This is a genomic window from Hydrocarboniphaga daqingensis, assembly GCF_900129825.1.
Classification (GTDB): Bacteria; Pseudomonadota; Gammaproteobacteria; order Nevskiales; family Nevskiaceae; genus Hydrocarboniphaga; species Hydrocarboniphaga daqingensis.
Map to the genome: position 1 here is coordinate 485053 of NZ_FQWZ01000002.1, position 19319 is coordinate 504371.

The following is a 19319-nucleotide window of genomic DNA, read 5'->3' on the forward strand; positions in this document are numbered from 1 at the left end:
GCTTCGATCGGCGCTGTTACGCCAAGGCGGCGACCGCGGTCGGTGCCGTGGTCAGCGAGCGCAGCAGCACGCCGGCCAGCGCCGACACATGGCGGCGCAATTCCGGGACCGCCGTGGCTTCCCACAGCTGTGCACGCAAGAACGGTCCGACGTAATGCAGCGTCGTCGACGAATGCCCTTGGCGGTCGACGAGCCGGTATTCGTGGTCGACGATCAGGCCCAGGCCCAGCTCATCGGGCGTCAGTAGGCCGGCGTCGCGCAGCTGGGCGATCAGCGGTTCGCGCACGCTGCGCGTGTCGCTCTCCGGCCCGGTGCAATTGATCACGGTGCCGGCGGCGGTGCGTTCGATGCGATTGCTGCCGCGCGGGCGCCACAGCACCTCGACCCCATCTTGGGTTTCGTCGTAGCCGACCACGCGACCGGCGTGGATGCTCAAACTGCCATCGGCGCGCTCGGCATCCAGCAACCGGCCCAGCGCTGGCGCGCAGCGGTGACGATGCGTGTCCCAGAACGTGCGCAGATGCCGCAGGAAACGCTGCCGCTCGCGTAGCGACAACGATTTCCACAGCGCGGGCGTGGCGCCGCGCAGGCCGCCGATGATGTCGCGCCAGTCGACGTCTTCGGTACGCGCCAACTCCAGTTCGTGACGCAGCGCATGCAGCCAGTCGTGCACGTTCGGCGTGGCCGGCAGCCGTTGCGGCAGGCCGGTGGTGTAGACCGGCCGGATTTCGAGTTCGCGGTGCGCTTGCGGGAGCAGGCCGCGCCGCGACAGCGCATGGATCGGCGCGTGATGTCCGCGCGCCCGCAAGCTGAGCAGCGTGTCGAGCATCGTCAGGCCGGTGCCGATTAGAAACACCGGCTCGTCGGGACGCGCGACCCACAGCGCATCGGCACGCCAAGGGTCGCGGACGTAGCGCGGGCTGCCGTAGAAGTCGCCGCTGCCGGTCTCGACGCGAGGGTCGGCAGGCGCGAAGTTGCCGAGTGCCAACACGACGCGATCGGCCTCGATTTGCTGACCCCCGGCCAGGCGGACCCGAGCGCCAGCGGCCAGCGGTTGGATCTGTTCGACGTCGCCCACGATCGGGCGATAGCGGCTGCCGGCCGGAGCCCGCCGGGCGGCTTCGCGGGTGATCCACTCCAGGTAGTCGCCAAACAGCCGGCGCGATACGAAACTGTTGGCCGATACGTCGGCGTCGAAGCGCTGCGCGTATCGCAAGAAGCTGTCTTCGTCGTCTGGGAACGCACTCATGCGGCCCGCTGGCACGTTGAGCACGTGCTCGTCGGTACGCGTGCCGTAGGCCAGCCCGCGGGCCATCAAGCCGGACCGGTTCAGCAGCACCACGTTGATCGGTTCGGTGGTCCCGCGCAGCAACTGCGCGGCGGTCACAGCACCGCAGAAACCTGCACCGATGATGACGACGGTTTTCATGGCAGACGGACCGGTTGGGCGTCGGAAAGACGGTCACCCAAGGCTATCGGTCTGAAGAGCGCATCGACCAATAGCCAGTGCGTCTAAAAAATACGGCCAACCTGGCGTGTAAGAAAACGCTTACACGCCAGGTTGGCGTCGTGATGCGCCTCAGTTCAAGTCTGCAAATCGATCCGTTGCCGCAACCAGACGCGACAGGATGCCCGGCTCGCTGGCCGCATGGCCGGCGTCGGCGACGATTTGAAGGTCTGCCTCGGGCCAGGCGCGGTGCAGGTCCCAGGCCGACCGTAGTGGACAGACCACGTCGTAGCGGCCTTGCACGATCACCCCCGGAATGTGACGGATGCGGTAGGCATCTTCCAGCAACTGGTCGGGCGAGCGGAAGAAGCCGCCGTTGACGAAGTAGTGACATTCGATGCGCGCGAATGCCTCCGCAAACCGGTCTTCACCGAAGCGCTGCACCATGTCGCGACTCGGCAGCAGCTTGCTGGTCGCGCCCTCCCAGATGCTCCAGGCGCGTGCGGCTTCGCGACGCTCGTCGACGCGTTCGCTGGTCAGTCGGCGGTGGTAGGCGCTGACCATGTCGCCGCGTTCTTCCTTCGGAATCGGCCGCAGGAAATGCTCCCAGGCATCGGGGAAGATCCAGCTGGCACCCTCCTGATAAAACCAGCGAATTTCGGCCGGGCGGAGCAGGAAGATGCCGCGCAGGATCAGCGCCCGAGTGTGGTCGGGATGGGTCTGCGCATAGGCCAGCGCCAGCGTCGAACCCCAGGAGCCGCCGAACACGACCCAGCGGTCAATCCCCAGCAGCTTGCGGATTTGCTCCATGTCGCTGACCAGATCCCAAGTCGTGTTCTCGGCCAGCTCGGCGTGCGGCGTCGACCGGCCGCAGCCGCGCTGGTCGAACAGCACGATCCGATAGGCTTGCGGATTGAAAAACTGACGATGCCAGGGCTCGGTGCCGCCACCAGGGCCGCCGTGGACGAAGATCACTGGTTTGCCGCGCGGATTGCCGCATTCCTCGACATGGATTTCGTGCAGATCGGAGACTTTGAGGCGGTGAGTCTTGTACGGCTCGATCGCGGGGTAGGGCTGGGCCATCGTCGAAGATCCTGTTGTCGTGCGTGACAGTTGCAATCGGGTCGCGAGCGCGCGCTGCGCCGGGTCGCGAGTAGCGTAGCGTACCCGGCCGATGAACTTGCGATCGTCGCGGCCTGCGCGTCGACGGCTTGAGTTTGAGTGCACACTGACCGTGGGCTAGCATCGGTCGTCCCGACGTCAATTTTGTTCGTGAGTGCGGAGTTCGTAGTGGCTGCTCAGTTTGTGCGTGTTTTGACGATTTCGGCACTGTTGGCTGCGGTCGGAGTGGCAGCGGCGCAGTCGCCGGATCAAGAGCCGTCGGCCGTTATGGCGCCGGCTGAATCTCCGTCGCCCGCTGCCGATGCGCCCGACGCCCCAGCGTCACCGACGACGACGGCTCCCGCTCCGATCGACGAGCACTTGTTCCCACGCTACGAGGTGCTCAAGCCCAACGTTGCGTTCTGGACCAAGGTGTTCAGCCAATGGTCGGAGCATCAGAGCGCGGTGCATTCGACGCAGTACCCGAACAAGGTGTTCGAGCTGCTGGACTTCCGCGGCGAAGCGCGGGAGCTGAGCGCCGGCCAGCTGGCGCGATACAAGGCCGACGCCGAATCCGATGCCAAGGCGCGCGTCGACCGGCTGCTGCGCCAGGTGCACGAGTTGCGCAACGCGCCTGACCAGATGAACGAGCAACAGCGTCGCGTCTACCAGATGTTTGCCGACGTGCGCAGCGACAACCGCTTTCTCGATGCGGTCGGTACGTTCCGCGCCCAGCGAGGGCTCAAGGAACGCACCGCCGTGGCGCTGGAAACCTCGGGCAGCTACCTGCCGGAGATGGAAAGCATCTTCGGCCGCTATCGCCTGCCGCTGCAGCTGACGCGCCTGCCGCTGGTGGAATCGAGCTTCAACGTTGATGCGTATTCTAAGGTCGGCGCCGCTGGGCTTTGGCAGTTCATTCCGTCGAGCGCCAAGATCTACATGCGGCTCAACGAGCTGGTCGACGATCGCCGTGATCCGTGGACCAGCACCGACGCTGCTGCGCGTCACTTGCGCGACGACTACGCAGCGCTCGGTAGCTGGCCGCTCGCGCTGACCGCCTACAACCACGGCCGCGGCGGGATCGCGCGCGGCTTGCGCGAAACCGGCGGCTCGGCGCTGCCTGACCTGATCGCGCGCTACGACGCCAAGAGCTTTGGCTTTGCGTCGCGCAACTTCTACGCGGAGTTCCTGGCTGCTACCGACGTGGAACGCAACTGGAAGCAGCATTTCGGCGAGATCCGTCGCCGCGACGCGTTGCGCTTCGACACGGTCGAAACCAAGAACTATGTTCCGTATGACACCTTGCGCCGCTTGTGCGATGCCGACGACGAGGTATTCCGCCGTTTGAATCCGGCATATCGCCCCGAGGTGATTGAAGGCAAGTTGTACGTGCCTCCGGGCCATGTGATTCGCGTGCCGGCAGGCCGCGCCGACGCGTTCAACGTGGCCTACGCCAAGCTCGGCAGTTCAGAACGCTTTGATGCGCAGCGCAGCTTTTTCCTGCTGCATAAAGTCGGCAAGGGCGACAGCCTCGGCAAGATCGCGCGTCGCTACGGCGTGCCGCAGGCCGCGATCAAGAGCGCCAACGGGCTGAAGGATGCGTCCAAGCTCAAGCTCGGCCAGGTGCTGAAAGTGCCGCCGCGCGAAGAAAGCCGGCCGGGCCCGGTGGTCGTCGCCGTCGGCGAATCCAAGCCGACGCTGACTCGCGACCAGACCGTCGCTGCCGTCACCGAGCGGGTCCGCAGCGAGGCTGCTGTATCGTCGCCGCGCGGCAAGCGCGTGGCCGTGGCGCGCTTGCACAAGGTGCGCAGCGGACAGACGCTCGGCGAGATTGCCAAGCGCTACAAGGTCAGTGTCGCGGAGCTGCGCTCGGCCAACGGCCTGAACGAGAAGGGGCACATCCGCGTCGGGCAGCAGCTGAAGATTCCGGCCAGCTGACGCCGACCGCGCCGATCGCCTGACGCGGCTAGCGCAGCAGGCCGATCACGCCGACGGCGATCAGATACAGCGCCACGACGTAGTTCAGTAGCTTGGGGCGGATCAGGATCAAGACGCCGGCCAGCAGCGACAGCGTCGGAATCGGGTCGAGGTGCAGGGTCATTGTTTGCGTCCTTGCAGCAACAGCATCGTGGCGCCTGGCTTACACCAGCCAGGCGAAGGCGAACACGCCGATCATCGCCAGGCCAATGGCGAGCTTGGCGATCGTACCGAGCAGCAGGCCGACCCAGGTGGCAACGCCCGAAGCAGCAGCCTGATCGAGCCCGCGACGTGCGCCCAGTTCGCCGATGACGGCGCCGATGAACGGCCCGAGTATCAGTCCGGGCAAGCCGAAGAAGATACCCACCACGCTGCCCAGCGTGGCGCCGAGCACAGCCTTGGGGCTGGCGCCGACGCGCTTGGCACCCAGGCTGCCGGCAATGAAGTCGAGCGCCATGCCGACGGCCAGCATCACGCCGAGGATGCCGAGCGTCCATTTGCCGACATGGACAAAGCCGTCGACCCAGGCGCCGAGCAGCAGCCCGCCGAATAGCATCGGCAGTCCGGGCAGCAACGGCAGCACGGCGCCGGCAAGGCCGCCGAGCACCAGCGCGATCGCCAGCAGTCCGAGCACCATCTGCAAGGTCGGGTCCATCAGCGCGCCTCCGGTGCTGACAGGCCGTCGATCAGCGTCTTGGCCAGCAGCGCGTAATTGCCCTCGAAATGATGGCTGCCCGGCAGAATCCGCATCCGATGACGCGCTGGGTCAAGCTCGGGACAGATTGCAGCATCGTCGTTCTGGCCGCAGATGATCAGCAGGTCCTGTGCGCCCGCAAGCTGATCGACTTCTGGTCGCGTCTCGAAGTCGCCGGCCTGGCCGGCCCAGGCGCCGACATGGAACTCGAAGGCCGCATGTTTCGACAGCGCGATGGCGGCCGTCAGCGTGATCTGCTGACGCAGGCTCGGCGGCATCCGGTTCAGCGCAAACGGCAGCACGTCCGCTCCCTGCGAGTAGCCGATCAGCATCACGCGAGGGCGCTTCCAGGTCTCGACGTAATGGTGGATCAGCCGCCCGAGATCCAGCGCCACGTCGTCCGGCTTGCGCTCGGTCCAGAAGTAGCGGAGCGAGTCCAGCCCGACCACCGGGATGCCCTCGGCTGCGAGCCGGTCGGCGATCTCTTCATCCAGGCCGGCCCAGCCTCCGTCGCCCGACAGCAGCACCGCCAACAGGTCGCGATGGCTTGGATCATCACGGCTGGCGGCGACCTCGACCAGCGGCAGATCGGGTAAAGCCTCGGGCTTGCGATGGGCCGGGGCGATATTGGCTGCCAGTGTGCCGTAGGCCAGCAGCGCAGCACCGACCGCGCTCGGCGCGCCGGCTTGACGGCGAACCGGCCACCGCAGCTCGGCGCCGTCGACGCGGTTGGTGAAGTCGCGCGCGCCGCAGGCTTCGCTCGCTGGCGTCGCCACGGCAAAGAAGGGCGACTGCAAACGCGACGTTGGCAGGATCGTGCTGCCGCCGCCCGGCTCGTGACGCTGGCGCAGTCCAGTGCCCGCGCACAAAGGCGGCCGCAGCGGGCTGAACGGGCAAAAGCCCACGCCGACGCCGCCCGAAAAGCTCTTCGGCGGCGCTTGCGACAGCGCCCCGAACACCAGTGCGGCGGACTCGTCCAAGCCCATCAGCAGCGGCGGACGGTAGTCGTCCTGGCGTGTGTACGCCTGAACGAATCGGCTCAGGTTGTCGAGGTCGCCGTCGAGAAACTCGCAGTTGTCGCCGTCCTGCGCCAGCACCTTTAGCAACGCCGGCGTGTCGATGCCGGCGACCAGCGTTTTGCTGCTGCGCAGCGCCCTGGCATAAGCGTCCGCTTCGCGGTCCCAGCCCCGCTGGCTGGAAAACAGCAAGGCCGTGCTGCGCGCCGGGCCTTCGGGTTTGTACAGATACAGTGGCTTGAAGCGGCCGTGTTCGATGCGCTCGTCGCGGGCCGGGTCGGGTGGGCGTGACGCCAGTGCTGGCAGTGCCAGCAAGCCGGCAGCCAACGCCAGCGCGATGGCGGCAACCGAAGCCAAGCACTTCATTTACGCACCATCTCGCGCATGCCACCGGCAATCAAGGTTGCGGTGTCGAGCATGATCCGCGGCAGAGCCAAGCCGCCGGGCGATGCCAGGTAACGGGGCCGCCATACCGGCTGATATTTGTCCTTGTACTTGCGCAAGCCGTCGAAGTTGTAGAACGGCCCCCCGTAGCGGTGCACCAGCAGACCCAGACGGTGCCATAGCGGCGCCAGCGGATGTTGTTCCAGCCCGGCCAGCGGCGCCATGCCGAGGTTGAACCACTGATAGCCGCGCGCCTTGCCCCATAGCAGCAACTCGACGAACAGATAATCCATGACGCCCTTGGGTGCGTCCTGGCCGTAACGCATCAGGTCCACCGACAGCTCGGTTCCGTCGCCCGATTGCCACAGATTGGCGAAGGCCACGATCTGGTCGCCGCGCCGCGCGACCGCGCATGGAAAGTTCGCCAGATAGGCCGGGTCGAAGCGGCCGACCGAAAAGCTCTTTTCGGCCGCCGACTTGTCTGCAAGCCAAGCCGAGGAGACGCGTTCAAGCTCGTCGGCGCGCGCCGCGACTTGCCCCGGCTCTAGCACATCGAACACCAGGCCTTCGCGCGCGCCCTTGCGCTGCGACGTGCGCAATTCGCCACGGGCCTTGCCCTCCAGCGAGAACGTGGTCAGCGGCACTCGCGCTTCTTCGCCCAGCTTCGACAGCGACAGGCCGAGATCCAGATAAAGCGGAAGCTTGTCGGCGGTGACCTGATAGAACACGCACCAACCGCTGTGTTTGTCGCAGAGTTCGCGGAAACGCCATGCCAGTTCGGCATGACGGGCCGGGTTGCCGACCGGGTTGCCCATCGCGATCCAGCTGCGTCCCGATCGCCGATACATGATGAAGGCATCGCGCTGGTCGCTGAACAGCAGCTGCTTGTCGCCGAGCAACACCAGGTTGGGCACGCTGTCGGTGCCGTGGCCGAGACATTGACGCGCAGCTTCGATGTCATCGGCAGTCGGCATTTCGGGCTCGGGGCGGGCCGATCCGAGCAGCGACCACAGCCCGTAGATCAGGCCGACCATCACCGCGACGACGCCCGCGCGCAGCATGCGCGGCGCGTTCTCGTCGAACGCGAAGCGCCACCAGATTTCATCGTCGTACTGGACGTCACGGAACACCACAAAGCCGATCCAGATCGCCGCGCCGATCACCAGTCCCACGTTGACCAGCCATAGCGGTGACAGCCGCGCCTCGGTCAGTGGCGCATGGCGGTAGAAGCGGTCGCGCGACACGGCCAGCACGGCCAATACCACCAGCAGGATCAGCGCCTCCTCGAAGTCGCCGCCCTTGAGCAGCGACGCGGCGATGCCGCCGGCGAGCACGATCAGTGTCAGCCACCAAGCCGCTGCCAGCCGCCGATAAAGGCCGCGTGCCAGGATCAGCAATCCCACGCCCAGCGCGCTGCCGGCCAGATGCGAGGCTTCGAGCACACCCAGCGGCAGCGCTTGCGCCAGCCATTGGACGCGGCTGCCGATCGCCGGCAGCGAGCCGGATACCAGCAGCACGGCGCCGGCGGCGAACACGGCAATGGCAACGGCCTGCGGCACTATCGACTCCAGCGAGCGTCGCAGTGACGTGGCAGCGCGATGAAGCGGACCGCTGAGCGCCGTGGCTTCGCGCGTGGCCAGCATCAGCAGCGCCAGCGTGAACGGCGCGATGTAGTAGACCGCACGAAACAGCAGCAGTGATCCAAGCAGCAGCCCAGGCTCGGGTGTCGGCAGCATCAACAGCAAGGCCGACTCGAACACGCCCAAGCCGCCGGGCACGTTGCTGACGGCGCCCAAGGTAATCGCGATGACGTAGATGCCGAGGAATGTCGGGTAGTGGATCGCAGCTGATGCCGGCAGCAGCACCCACAGCGCGGCCGCCGAGCACGCAATGTCGATCGCGCTGACGAGGAATTGGGAGGCGACTTGAGGGGCGCGCGGCGTTGCGATGCGCCAGTGGCGCAGCTGCAGCGGACGCTGGCGCAGGCTGGCCACAGCGGCGTAGCCGATCATGCCCGACAGCAGCGTCGCGCCGATCAGATGGATCGTCGGGATGCTCAGGTGCAGCAAACGCGCGGCTGCATGCGGCTCCAGCAGCAGGGAGCCGCTCAGCAGTGTGCCGGCGCCGAGCAGGAAGGTCAGCGAAAACAGGCCTTGTACCAGCGCGATGTCGGCCGCGCTGATGCCTTCGTTGGAATAGGCGCGCAAGCGGACCGATCCGCCCGACAACGACGCCAAGCCCAGTGAGTGGGCCAGCGCACACGCGATGAACGAGATCGTCGCCACCCGCCGGTACGGAAGGGGCCGGCCGATGATGTCCAAGGCGAGCGCGTCATATAGTGTTAGGGCGAAGTAGCTGGCGGCCGTCCACCCGATCGCGCCAAACAACTGCTGGGCCGACAATTGGCGCAGCGGCACCAGCAAGTCGGCGGGATCGAGGTGGCGCAGGCTGTCGTCGAGCACCCAGAGCGCGGCCGCGAAGATCCCGAGCGTTAACAGTGCGGCGGCGATCGCGCGCCCTTTTCCCGGTTCCAGTCCTTGCATGCGCGCATTCTAGGGGCTCGGCGTCCGGACGGTATGGTGCCGCCGAAAAGTCACAAAAGTTGACGCGAGACCCTGCTGACGCACGATTCACGAGCCGATTTTCTGCTCAAATGTGCCGTCGGTCAGCGCCCCGGACGCTGTGTCAGCTTCCGTGGGCACCATCCGACCATGTCGTTCGCAAGCCAGGAGGGCAACTCAACCGCGGCCGACGTTCCACGACTAATGCAAGGGAAGCCATGTCATGAATCAGCCGCTCACTCCACTGATGCTCAAAGCGCTCGTGCCTGCTACTGCACGAGGCGAAGCCACGCGCCGCAAGTTGCTCGCTGCCGCCGAAATCGAATTCGGCGCCCGCGGGTTCCACGCCGCGTCGGTCAGCTCGATCACGACCCGCGCCGATGTCGGCCAGGGCACGTTCTATCTCTACTTCCATAGCAAGGAAGAAATCTTCATCACGCTGGTTCGCGAGATCGGCCGCGCCTTGCGTTCGTATGCAGCCAAGGCCGGGGCCGCCGCGCCGACGCGGCTGGCCGGCGAGCGCGAGGGCTTGGTTGCGCTGCTGCGTTACACCTTGGAGTTCCCCGGCCGCTACCGGATCGTCCAGGAGTCCCAGTTCGTCGACGAAACGGTGTTTCGCGAGTACCACGAGCGTTTGGCCCGTAGCTATGCGCAAACGCTGAGCGAAGGTGCGGACGCCGGCATCTTCAAGCCGGGTGACGCGGATACGCGCGCATGGGCCATTCTCGGTATCGGCCAGTTCCTGGCGCTGCGCTACTGCCTGTGGACCGGCCGTATGCCGGCCGACGAAATCATCGACAGCGCGATGGAGATGATCGAGTCGGGCTTGTTGCCCGACAACAGCCCGGCCCGCGCCACGCCGTAGCTCGCACCGCCTCGGCTGCACAGAGCGCCGCCTTCGGGCGGCGTTCTGCTTTCAGCCGGACTGCTTGTCGAATCCGGGTATGACCAAGTGACCAGAGTGCCGGTCGAGCCGCTCGACGGCGGCAGCCGACATCACTATTGGCAATTTTTTGTCACATGGCGTGGATAATGCCGCTGCTAGAATGCAGTAGCCGGTATTGTTCCGGCGCCTGCCGAGGCCTTTGCTTTTTCTATGTCTTCGTCCCCTGCTGACGATTCATCCGGTCAGCCCGTTGTCGCCGCAAAGCGGTCTTACAACTGGCCTGCCATCATCCTGTTTTCGCTGACCACGACGCTCGCCGTTACGGTGTTCCCGTGGTACGCATGGACCCACGATTTCAGCACCGCGGCCTGGGTCTGGTTCGGCGTGTTCCTGTACGCCAGTGGGCTGTCGATCACGGCCGGCTACCATCGCCTGTACTCGCACCGCGCCTACCAAGCGCACTGGAGCTTGCGACTGTTCTATGCGCTGTTCGGTGCGCAGGCGCTGCAGAACAGCATCTTGATCTGGTGCTCGATGCATCGCGTTCACCATCGCGAAGTCGATGATGTCGAACATGATCCGTACTCCGCTCGCCGCGGCCTGTGGTATTCGCACATGGGCTGGATGCTCCGCGACGAACCCTGCCACCAGTTCGACGACAAGATCGGTCGCGACATGACCCGCGATCCGATCGTCCGCTGGCAGCACAAGCACTATCTGGCCATCGCATTGGCAATGAACATCGCGCTGCCCGCGTTGGTCGGCTGGGCGTCAGGTGACTTGTGGGGCACGCTGGTGCTCGCGGGTTTGATGCGGCTGGTGGTGAACCACCACTTCACGTTCTTCATCAACTCGCTTGCGCACTACTGGGGCCGCCAGCCCTATACGACGGAAAACACGGCGCGCGACAACGATCTGTTGGCAGTGTTGACCTACGGCGAGGGCTACCACAACTTCCACCACTTGTTTCAGTGGGACTACCGCAACGGCATCCGCTGGTATCAGTGGGATCCGACCAAGTGGTGGATCGCTGCTTTCTCGTGGGTGGGACTGACCAGCGGTTTGCGCCGCACGCCCGAGTTCCAGATCCAGCGCGCCAAGTTGCAGCGGCAGTTCGAGCGAGCCAAGGAACGGATCGCCAAGGCCGATGCGGGTGGGCGGATCGCGCACCTCCAGCTGCTGCTCGAGCAGGAGCTTCAGACCTTTTCGGCCACGCTGTCCGAGTGGGCGCGGCTGCAGCAGGAAAAGTTCGAGCACGCCAAGCAGCAATTGTCTGATCACTGGGAAACCAGCGAGGTCCGTCGCCGCATGCAGGCGCTTGAGGAATCCCTGCGCTACCAGCAGCGCCGTGTCCGTCTGCTGAGCCTGCAGGCGGCCTGAGTTGGCATTGCCCGCGACACGTTCGCGGGCATCTTCGCGGTCACGGTTCTAGCGCTTGGCCACAGCCAATAAAAAACCCCGCCGAGGCGGGGTTTTTTATTGGGCGGGAAAGTAGCGACCGCTACTTAGACGCCTCGCATCAATCGCGATAACGGCTTTCGCGCGTGTATTCGACGCGACGCTCGTAACGACCGTCGCCACGCGACACTTCGCGCTGATAGCTGACGTTCCGCTCGTAGCCGCGATAACCGCCGTGGCCACCGTGATGATGGTGACCATGGTAGTAGCGCGGCGGCGGCGCGTAGTACACCGGAGCCGGCGCGTAGTAAACGCGGCGCGGTTCGTAATAAACCCGCTCACGGTAATAGACGGGCGGAGGCGGCGGCGCGTAGTAGCGGTCTACGACCACGCCTACCGGCACGCCGACGCCAATGCCGATCGAGACATCCGTACGGGCATTCGCAACGCCGATGCCGCCGATCATCAACAACGCGGCAGCTAACCATTTGTGTTTCATCGAAGCACTCCGACTGAAGGGCAATGTCGCGAGTGCACGATATCGACGTGCAATGAACCCGATCTGAACCAAGCTGAACGGCAAAATGCAGCAGCGGCTGCATTCTGCCGTTCATCGTGATCCAGCGTCCGTTAGTCGCCGGTGACTTTGAATTCGACGCGACGATTATTTTCGCGGCCGACTTCGGTGTCGTTGCTGTCGATCGGGACCGTTTCGCCGAAACCGATCGCCTTGAGACGCGCCGTTTTCGCGCCCTGCTCACCGAGGTAGCGGATCACGGCAATCGCGCGACGCTCCGACAGACTCAGGTTGTACGCATCGGTGCCGAGGCTGTCGGTGTGACCTTCGACATCGAGCTTGAGGTCGGGATAGGCCGAGAGGGTCGCGGCAACTTCATTCAGCGTTTCCTTGGCGGGTGCCGTCAGCCGGTCGGAGTCGAACTCGAACTTCACGCCGCGCAGTACGAAGCGACGATCGAGTGCGCAGCCTCGGGCGTCGACCGGCTCACCTGGGCGAGGCTTGCGGCAGTCGCCAACGGGCGCGCAGCCATCCGGAAGTACCTTGTAACCGGCCGGCGTGTTCGGGCAATCGTCCCGCGAATCGGGGATGCCGTCGCCATCGGAGTCGAGCGGGCAGCCATCCGGGCCAACCAGTTCGCCGCGCGGCGTGTTCGGGCAACGATCGGCGCTGTCGGGTACACCATCGCCATCCGCATCGCGGAAGTCGCAGCCGTTGGCATCGACCTTGACGCCTTTCTGCGTGCCGGGGCACTTGTCGAGATAGTCGGGCACCCCATCGCCATCGGCGTCAGCCGGGCAGCCTCGCGTGTCCACCGGCGTGCCCGGTGGTGTGCCAGGGCACTGATCGGCGTGATCGGGCACGCCATCGCCATCCGAGTCGATCGGGCAGCCGTCGGAGTTGATCGGCGCGCCGGGCGGGGTGTTGGGGCACTTGTCGAGGTAATCCGGCACGGTATCGCCGTCGACATCGGTCGGGCAGCCGTTGGAATAGACCGTCACGCCGGCTGGCGTATTCGGGCAGTCATCACGGCGGTCGGGCACGCCGTCACCGTCGGTATCACGTCCCCCGTCGGCACCGAAGGCATAGGTGAGGCCCAGGCCCAGGTTGTGTGAGCTGTATTCGCTCTCGATCGGCTGATTTAGCGAGGTCCGGTACTTGGGACGATCGGCATCGACGTAGCGATAGTCCAGCGACAGCGTCCAGTCGTCGCTAAGCAGCAGGCCAACACCACCACCCAGCTGGAAGGCGAAGGTCGTGTCCTTGCCATCGATGAAGTTGCCGATCTGGGTTTCGGTGCGCTGCGCGCCGATGCCGCCGCCGAGATACGGGATGTACCGACCGAAGTCGAGGTCGTACCAGAGGCTGCTCATCAGCCGCAACGCTTCGACCTTGCCGTCGGCGCCCGCGGACGGCGTGCCAGCGGTGACGGCGGTGAACGTATCGACGTCGGCCGTGCTGTAGTTCAGCGCCAGCTCCGGGCGCAGGCCATTCTCGAAGCGGTAGCCGAACGTCAGTCCGCCACCGAAGCCGGTCTTGAAGTCGTACGCGAAGTTTTGCGCCGGAATGCCGGCAATGGGATCGACACCGGGCGTGGCCGGTACGTCCGGGCCCAGAACGCAGAGACCGGGAATGCCCAAGTCGAGCGTCGCGCCGCCGAGCGACAGCAGGCAGCTTTGCCCAGGCATCGGCTCTACGCCGTTGGATCCCGGAATGGCAGACGCACGCGCGTCGGCGTCATCGGGCGCGGTAGCGAAGCCCTCGGCACCAACGTACCAGCCGGGCTGCCCGGCAGCCGTCGCCAATGTCGACGACAGCGCGAGGCTGACCCCGACGAGCCAATGTGCCGCGCGGCGGGCGGCAAGGCGGTTTGAAACCATTGTGTTCCCCGTATTGGCCCCGTGGGGGCCTCTTATTGACCTGACAGACGGTTCGTCTGCGGTCCGTATTTACGGGGAACTCCTCAGCAAACGCAAGCCACGACTGAGTAAAAGTCCTCAGTCGTCGCTGCACGAGCCTCGATTAGCCCGAACGCTTGCGCTCGTGTTCCTTCAGGAACTTCTTGCGGATGCGGATCGAGGTCGGCGTCAGCTCAACGAGTTCGTCTTCGTTGATGAACTCCAGCGCCTGCTCCAGCGAGTGCTTCACCGGCGGTGTCAGGATCACGTTTTCGTCCGATCCCGAGGCGCGCATGTTGGTCAGCTTCTTGCCCTTGAGCACGTTGACGACGAGATCGTTGTCGCGGGAGTGGATACCGACGATCTGGCCTTCGTACACCTCGACGGCGGGGTCCACCATCATGCGGCCGCGCTCCTGCAGGTTGAACAGCGCGTAAGGCGCCGTCTTGCCCTGCTCATTGGAGATCAGCACGCCGTTGTGGCGCTGGCCGATGTCGGCGTTGTCGGCTTTGGGGCCGAAGTGGTCGAAGTTGTGGAACAGCAGGCCGGTACCCGAGGTCATCGACATGAACTCGGTCTGGAAGCCGATCAGGCCGCGCGACGGGATCATGTACTGCAGGCGGACGCGACCCTTGCCGTCGACGACCATGTCGAGCATCTTGCCGCCGCGCTCGGCCAAGCCTTGGATGGTGCCGCCCTGGTGGGCTTCTTCCACGTCGGCAACCAGCGATTCGTACGGCTCGCAGATCTGGCCGTCGACTTCCTTGAGGATCACCTGCGGACGCGACACGGCGATTTCGAAGCCTTCGCGACGCATGTTTTCGAGCAAGATGCCCAAGTGCAGCAGGCCGCGGCCGGACACGCGGAACTGGTCGGGTGAATCACCCGGCTCGACCCGCAGCGCGACGTTGGTCTGGAGTTCCTTCTGCAGGCGGTCGCCGATCTGGCGGCTGGTGACGAACTTGCCTTCCTTGCCCGCGAACGGCGACTTGTTGACCTCGAACACCATGCTCATCGTCGGCTCGTCGACGGTCAGCGTCGGCAGCGCCTCGGGCTTCTTCGGGTCGCAGATGGTCTCGGAAATGCCCAGTTCGGTGATGCCGGTGACGGCGATGATGTCGCCGGCCTCGGCTTCCGGAACTTCGACCTTGTCCAGGCCCATGAAGCCCAGCACCTGCAGCACGCGGCCCTGGCGGACCTCGCCGTTGCGGTTGACGACCGACACCGGGGAATTTGCCTTGATCTTGCCGCGCGAAATGCGGCCGGTGCCAATGACGCCGACGTAGCTGGAATAGGCCAGCGAGATCACCTGCATCTGGAACGGGCCTTCCGGATCGACGGCCGGCGGGACGACCTTGTCGACGATCGTCTGGAACAGCGGGTCCATGTTGCCTTCGCGGACATCGGCAGTGTGGCCGGCGTAGCCGTGCAGCGCCGAGGCGTAGACGATCGGGAAATCGAGCTGCGTGTCGTTGGCGCCGAGCTTGTCGAACAGGTCGAACACCTGGTCGACGACCCAGTCCGGACGTGCGCCGGGGCGGTCGACCTTATTGATGACGACGATCGGGTTCAGGCCCATCGCGAACGCCTTCTGCGTGACGAAGCGCGTCTGCGGCATCGGACCGTCTTGCGCGTCGACCAGCAGGCAGACGCAGTCGACCATGCTCAGCACGCGCTCGACTTCACCGCCGAAGTCGGCGTGGCCGGGGGTGTCGACGATATTGATGCGGAAATCGGTGTTGGTGCGCTTGTCCATCCAGCGGATGGCCGTGTTCTTCGACAGGATCGTGATGCCGCGCTCGCGCTCCAGGTCGTTGGAGTCCATGACGCGCTCGCCGAGGTTTTCGCGCGCGTCCAGCGTCTGCGACTGACGCAGCAGCTTGTCGACAAGGGTGGTTTTGCCATGGTCGACGTGCGCGATAATGGCGATGTTGCGGAGGTTTTGAATCACGAGAAGGGCACCGGGAGAAACAAGCGGAGTACAGGGCGGCGACGCTGCCCCGAGTCGACCGTCCGGGCCAAAAAGAGCCCGGCTTTGGCCTGGTATGGCTAAAACGGCCGCGGAGTATACGTGGACGACGATGACACCGCATCTGTCATGCCAATGCCGGCCAGCTGATGACGCTAGAATCACCGATGGCTTTTGCCCCGCCCGAGTCGCATAACGAGACACCCCGCCCGCGATGACGATCCTGAACAAGGCGCGACGCCTGCTCGTCGGCGAGAAGCTCGATCCGTTCGACCCCAAGACCCGGCACAACATCGCGCTGGTCGCGATCCTGGCCTGGATCGGGCTGGGCGCCGACGGCCTGTCATCGTCGTGCTACGGCCCGGAGGAGGCGTTCCTCGCGCTGGGCAGCCACACCGACATTGCGCTGTTTCTGGCCCTCGCAACGGCGGCCACGGTGTTCATCATCGCGGCCAGCTACAACCAGGTCATCGACCTGTTTCCGTCGGGCGGCGGTGGCTACAAGGCCGCGACCAAGCTGATCGGCCCGCGCGCCGGACTGATCAGCGGCTCGGCACTGATCGTCGACTACGTGCTGACGATCGCCATTTCCGTCGCCAGCGGCGCCGACGCGCTTTTCAGCTTGTTGCCCCATTCGCTGGTCGGCTGGAAGCTGGCGACCGAGGCGTTGTTGGTGGTGACGCTGCTGGTGCTCAACCTGCGGGGCATGAAGGAATCGATCCGGGTGCTGGCGCCGATCTTCCTCGGCTTCGTCGTGTCGCATGTGGCCCTGATCGTCTACGGCGTCAGTGCCCACGCCGACGCGATCGGAACGCTGTGGCCCAACAGCGTCGCCGAAGCCGAGTCGCTGTCACGCGAAAGCGGCGTGATGTTCGTGATCGCGCTGTTCTTGCGCGCCTACTCGATCGGCGGCGGCACTTATACGGGTATCGAGGCGGTATCGAACAACATCAATATGCTGGCCGAGCCGCGCGTCAAAACCGGCCACTACACGATGTTCTACATGGCCGTGTCACTGGCCTTGATGGCCGGCGGCATCATCCTGCTGTACTTGCTGTGGGACGCCACGCCGACGCCGGGGCAGACGCTCAATGCCGTGACGTTTCGGCAGATCATTGGCCAGGTGTTCGGTGAAGGGCCTACCGCCGGCGTCGTGCTCGCGATCGTGCTGCTGCTTGAAGCCGGGCTGTTGATGGTCGCCGCCAACACCGGCTTTCTTGGCGGCCCGGCAGTGCTGGCGAGCATGGCGTCCGACCGCTGGGTGCCGCGCCAGTTCCGGCAGTTGTCCAATCGCATGGTCACGCAGAACGGCGTGCTGCTGATGGGCATCGCCGCGCTGGTGATCGTGCTGGCGACCCGCGGCCGCGTGTCGCTGCTGGTGGTGCTGTACAGCATCAATGTGTTCATCACGTTCACACTGACGCTGTTCGGCTTGTCGCGGCATTGGTGGACGCAGCGCCGCTACATCCTGCGTTGGCGTGGTCCGTTGCTGCTGTCGCTGCTGGGCTTGTCGGTGACCGCTTTCATGCTGGCCGTGATCGTCGTCGAAAAATTCCTGCTCGGCGGTTGGGTCACGCTGGTGATCACCGGCGCCGTGGCCGCTCTGTGCATCGTCGTGCGTCGTCACTACGACGAAGTCCGCCGGCTGATGCAGCGGATCGACCAGTACGCGCCGCGCGTGACTTGGATCGAAGATCTGCCGTCACCGCCGTTGGACCCGAAGGGATGCACGGCGATCATCTTGGTGGGTGCCAATCGGGGTGCTGGTTATCGCACGCTGGAATGGGTGCTCGACAAGTTTCCCGGCAAGTTCCGCAACTTCGTATTCGTTGCCGTGGGCGAGGTCGACCGCGACGCATTCGACAGCGAGCGCTCGCTGGTGGCGCTGCAGGCGCGCTTGCAGAATTCGCTGGCGTACTTCGTCGGCTACTGCGCCAGCCGCAATCTGGCCGCTGTCTCGTATGAGAGTTATGGCGCCGATCCGCAGAGCGAGTTGTTCGCGTTGGTCGACCACGTGTTCGACGAGTATCCCGACAGCGTCTGCTTCGCCAGCCGCATCGTGTTCCGCAGCGAAAACCTGTTCACCTCGCTGCTGCACAACCAGCTGCCGCTGGCGGTACAGCGTCATCTGCACGAGCGCAGCCGCGAGATGATCGTGGTGCCGGTCAAGCTGACCGAGACCGACGTGCGGCCGTCGCCGCCGACGCGGGCGCCGGTGCACTAGCGCCCGCGACGCCGACGTCGGCGTCGGCGTCGGCGTTAGACGACCGAGATCGCCGATGCGGCGCGCCGCGCCTTGGCGCGAGCCGCCTCGACATCGGTCGCCAGGGCCAGGGCCACGCCCATGCGGCGACGGCCGACGATTTCAGGCTTGCCGAACAGTCGCAGCTGCGTGTCGGGCTCGACCAAGGCGTCGGCAACGCCGGCGAAGCCCGGTGCGACCCGATCGCCTTCCAGCAGCAGCGCGCACGAGGCCGCCGCACCGCGCTGGGCGATGTTCGGGACCGGCAAGCCCAGGATCGCGCGAGCGTGCAGCGCAAACTGCGACAGGTCTTGCGCGATCAGCGTGACCAGGCCGGTATCGTGCGGGCGCGGCGACACCTCGCTGAAAATCACCTCGTCGCCTTTGACGAACAGCTCCACGCCGAACACGCCGCGGCCACCGAGGTCGGCGGTGATGGCGCCGGCAATCGCCTGCGCGCGCTCCAGTGCCTTGGCCGACATCGGGTGCGGCTGCCAGCTTTCGCGGTAGTCACCGTCGATCTGCAAATGGCCGATCGGCGCGCAGAACGAGGTCTGCACCGCATCGCGCTGCGCGCCATGGCGCACGGTCAGCAGCGTGATTTCGTAATCGAAGTCAACGAAGCCTTCGACGATCACGCGGCCCGCACCGGCGCGACCGCCGGCCTGCGCGTAGTCCCACGCCGGCTGGATGTCGGCCGCTGACTTGATCACGCTCTGCCCCTTGCCTGACGACGACATCAGCGGCTTGACCACGCACGGGATGCCCAGCGCGGCCACCGCGGCTCGATAGTCGGCTTCGTTGTCGGCAAAGCGATACGGCGACGTCGGCAGGCCGAGCGTCTCGGCCGCCAGCCGGCGAATGCCTTCGCGGTCCATCGTCAACCGCGCGGCGCGCGCGGTTGGCACCACGTTCCAGCCCTCGGCTTCCAGCTCGAGCAGCGTCGGCGTGTGGATCGCTTCGATTTCCGGAACGATCAGATGCGGACGTTCCAGCTCGACGATGCGGCGCAGTTCGGCGCCGTCGAGCATCTTGAACACATGAGAGCGGTGCGCGACCTGCATCGCCGGTGCGTTGTCGTAGCGGTCGCAGGCGATGCATTCGACGCCCAGCCGCTGCAGCTCGATGACCACTTCCTTGCCCAACTCGCCGGAGCCGAGCATCAGCACGCGGGTGGCTTGTGAGGACAGCGGGGTTCCGATCGGGGTCATGTTGCGCGCCAACTCAAA

14 protein-coding genes are annotated in these 19319 nt (G+C 65.4%); 4 read left to right on the top strand and 10 right to left on the bottom strand.

What is annotated here, in order from left to right:
- Nucleotides 1-16: 16 nt before the first annotated feature.
- Entirely contained in the window at nt 17-1429 is a 1413-nt protein-coding gene (locus tag BUB09_RS05210) for an FAD/NAD(P)-binding protein (RefSeq protein WP_072895051.1), read from the bottom strand.
- 150 nt (nt 1430-1579) lie between these two features.
- Nucleotides 1580-2530, bottom strand: coding sequence for a prolyl aminopeptidase (gene pip, locus BUB09_RS05215; RefSeq protein ID WP_072895053.1), 951 nt, complete (start codon nt 2528-2530; stop codon nt 1580-1582).
- A 207-nt stretch (nt 2531-2737) separates the two neighbouring features.
- Here pip and BUB09_RS05220 point away from each other — a divergent pair, with 207 nt between their 5' ends.
- Complete coding sequence (locus BUB09_RS05220; protein ID WP_245793140.1) at nt 2738-4486, top strand: lytic transglycosylase domain-containing protein; 1749 nt, start codon at nt 2738-2740, stop codon at nt 4484-4486.
- Nucleotides 4487-4514: 28 nt separating this feature from the next.
- Here BUB09_RS05220 and BUB09_RS05225 read toward each other — a convergent pair whose 3' ends face one another.
- The 4 genes from BUB09_RS05225 to mprF are packed head-to-tail and all read right to left on the bottom strand — an operon-like array spanning nt 4515 to nt 9162.
- Nucleotides 4515-4649: a DUF3096 domain-containing protein gene (locus BUB09_RS05225; RefSeq protein WP_072895056.1), complete on the bottom strand. Its 135-nt coding sequence runs from the start codon at nt 4647-4649 to the stop codon at nt 4515-4517.
- Between the two features lie 39 nt (nt 4650-4688).
- Nucleotides 4689-5180 (bottom strand): DUF456 domain-containing protein, encoded by a 492-nt coding sequence (locus BUB09_RS05230; protein WP_245793141.1) that lies wholly within the window; start codon nt 5178-5180, stop codon nt 4689-4691.
- Nucleotides 5180-6601: an AcvB/VirJ family lysyl-phosphatidylglycerol hydrolase gene (locus BUB09_RS05235; protein ID WP_072895058.1), complete on the bottom strand. Its 1422-nt coding sequence runs from the start codon at nt 6599-6601 to the stop codon at nt 5180-5182. The genes BUB09_RS05230 and BUB09_RS05235 overlap by 1 nt, the downstream gene beginning before the upstream one ends.
- Nucleotides 6598-9162: a bifunctional lysylphosphatidylglycerol flippase/synthetase MprF gene (mprF, locus tag BUB09_RS05240; RefSeq protein WP_072895061.1), complete on the bottom strand. Its 2565-nt coding sequence runs from the start codon at nt 9160-9162 to the stop codon at nt 6598-6600. The genes BUB09_RS05235 and mprF overlap by 4 nt, the downstream gene beginning before the upstream one ends.
- Before the next feature lie 241 nt (nt 9163-9403).
- On the opposite strand from mprF, the gene BUB09_RS05245 reads away from it, so the two are divergent.
- Nucleotides 9404-10045: a TetR/AcrR family transcriptional regulator gene (locus BUB09_RS05245; RefSeq protein WP_084083176.1), complete on the top strand. Its 642-nt coding sequence runs from the start codon at nt 9404-9406 to the stop codon at nt 10043-10045.
- Nucleotides 10046-10276: 231 nt separating this feature from the next.
- Nucleotides 10277-11446 (top strand): acyl-CoA desaturase, encoded by a 1170-nt coding sequence (locus BUB09_RS05250; RefSeq protein ID WP_072895064.1) that lies wholly within the window; start codon nt 10277-10279, stop codon nt 11444-11446.
- A 139-nt stretch (nt 11447-11585) separates the two neighbouring features.
- On the opposite strand, the gene BUB09_RS17475 is transcribed toward BUB09_RS05250, so the two are convergent.
- From BUB09_RS17475 to typA, 3 genes are all read right to left on the bottom strand, one after another.
- Complete coding sequence (locus BUB09_RS17475) at nt 11586-11963, bottom strand: hypothetical protein (protein WP_084083177.1); 378 nt, start codon at nt 11961-11963, stop codon at nt 11586-11588.
- Between the two features lie 131 nt (nt 11964-12094).
- A complete protein-coding gene (locus BUB09_RS05260) occupies nt 12095-13861 on the bottom strand; it encodes an OmpA family protein (RefSeq protein ID WP_072895069.1) in 1767 nt (588 codons plus the stop codon).
- A 142-nt stretch (nt 13862-14003) separates the two neighbouring features.
- Entirely contained in the window at nt 14004-15830 is a 1827-nt protein-coding gene (gene typA, locus BUB09_RS05265) for a translational GTPase TypA (RefSeq protein WP_072895072.1), read from the bottom strand.
- 232 nt (nt 15831-16062) lie between these two features.
- On the opposite strand from typA, the gene BUB09_RS05270 reads away from it, so the two are divergent.
- Nucleotides 16063-18072, top strand: a complete 2010-nt coding sequence (locus BUB09_RS05270; protein WP_072895075.1) for an APC family permease — start codon at nt 16063-16065, stop codon at nt 18070-18072.
- A gap of 35 nt (nt 18073-18107) precedes the next feature.
- Here the strand turns inward: BUB09_RS05270 and purT are convergent, their stop codons facing one another.
- A complete protein-coding gene (gene purT / locus BUB09_RS05275) occupies nt 18108-19301 on the bottom strand; it encodes a formate-dependent phosphoribosylglycinamide formyltransferase (protein WP_072895496.1) in 1194 nt (397 codons plus the stop codon).
- Between the last annotated feature and the right edge of the window lie 18 nt (nt 19302-19319).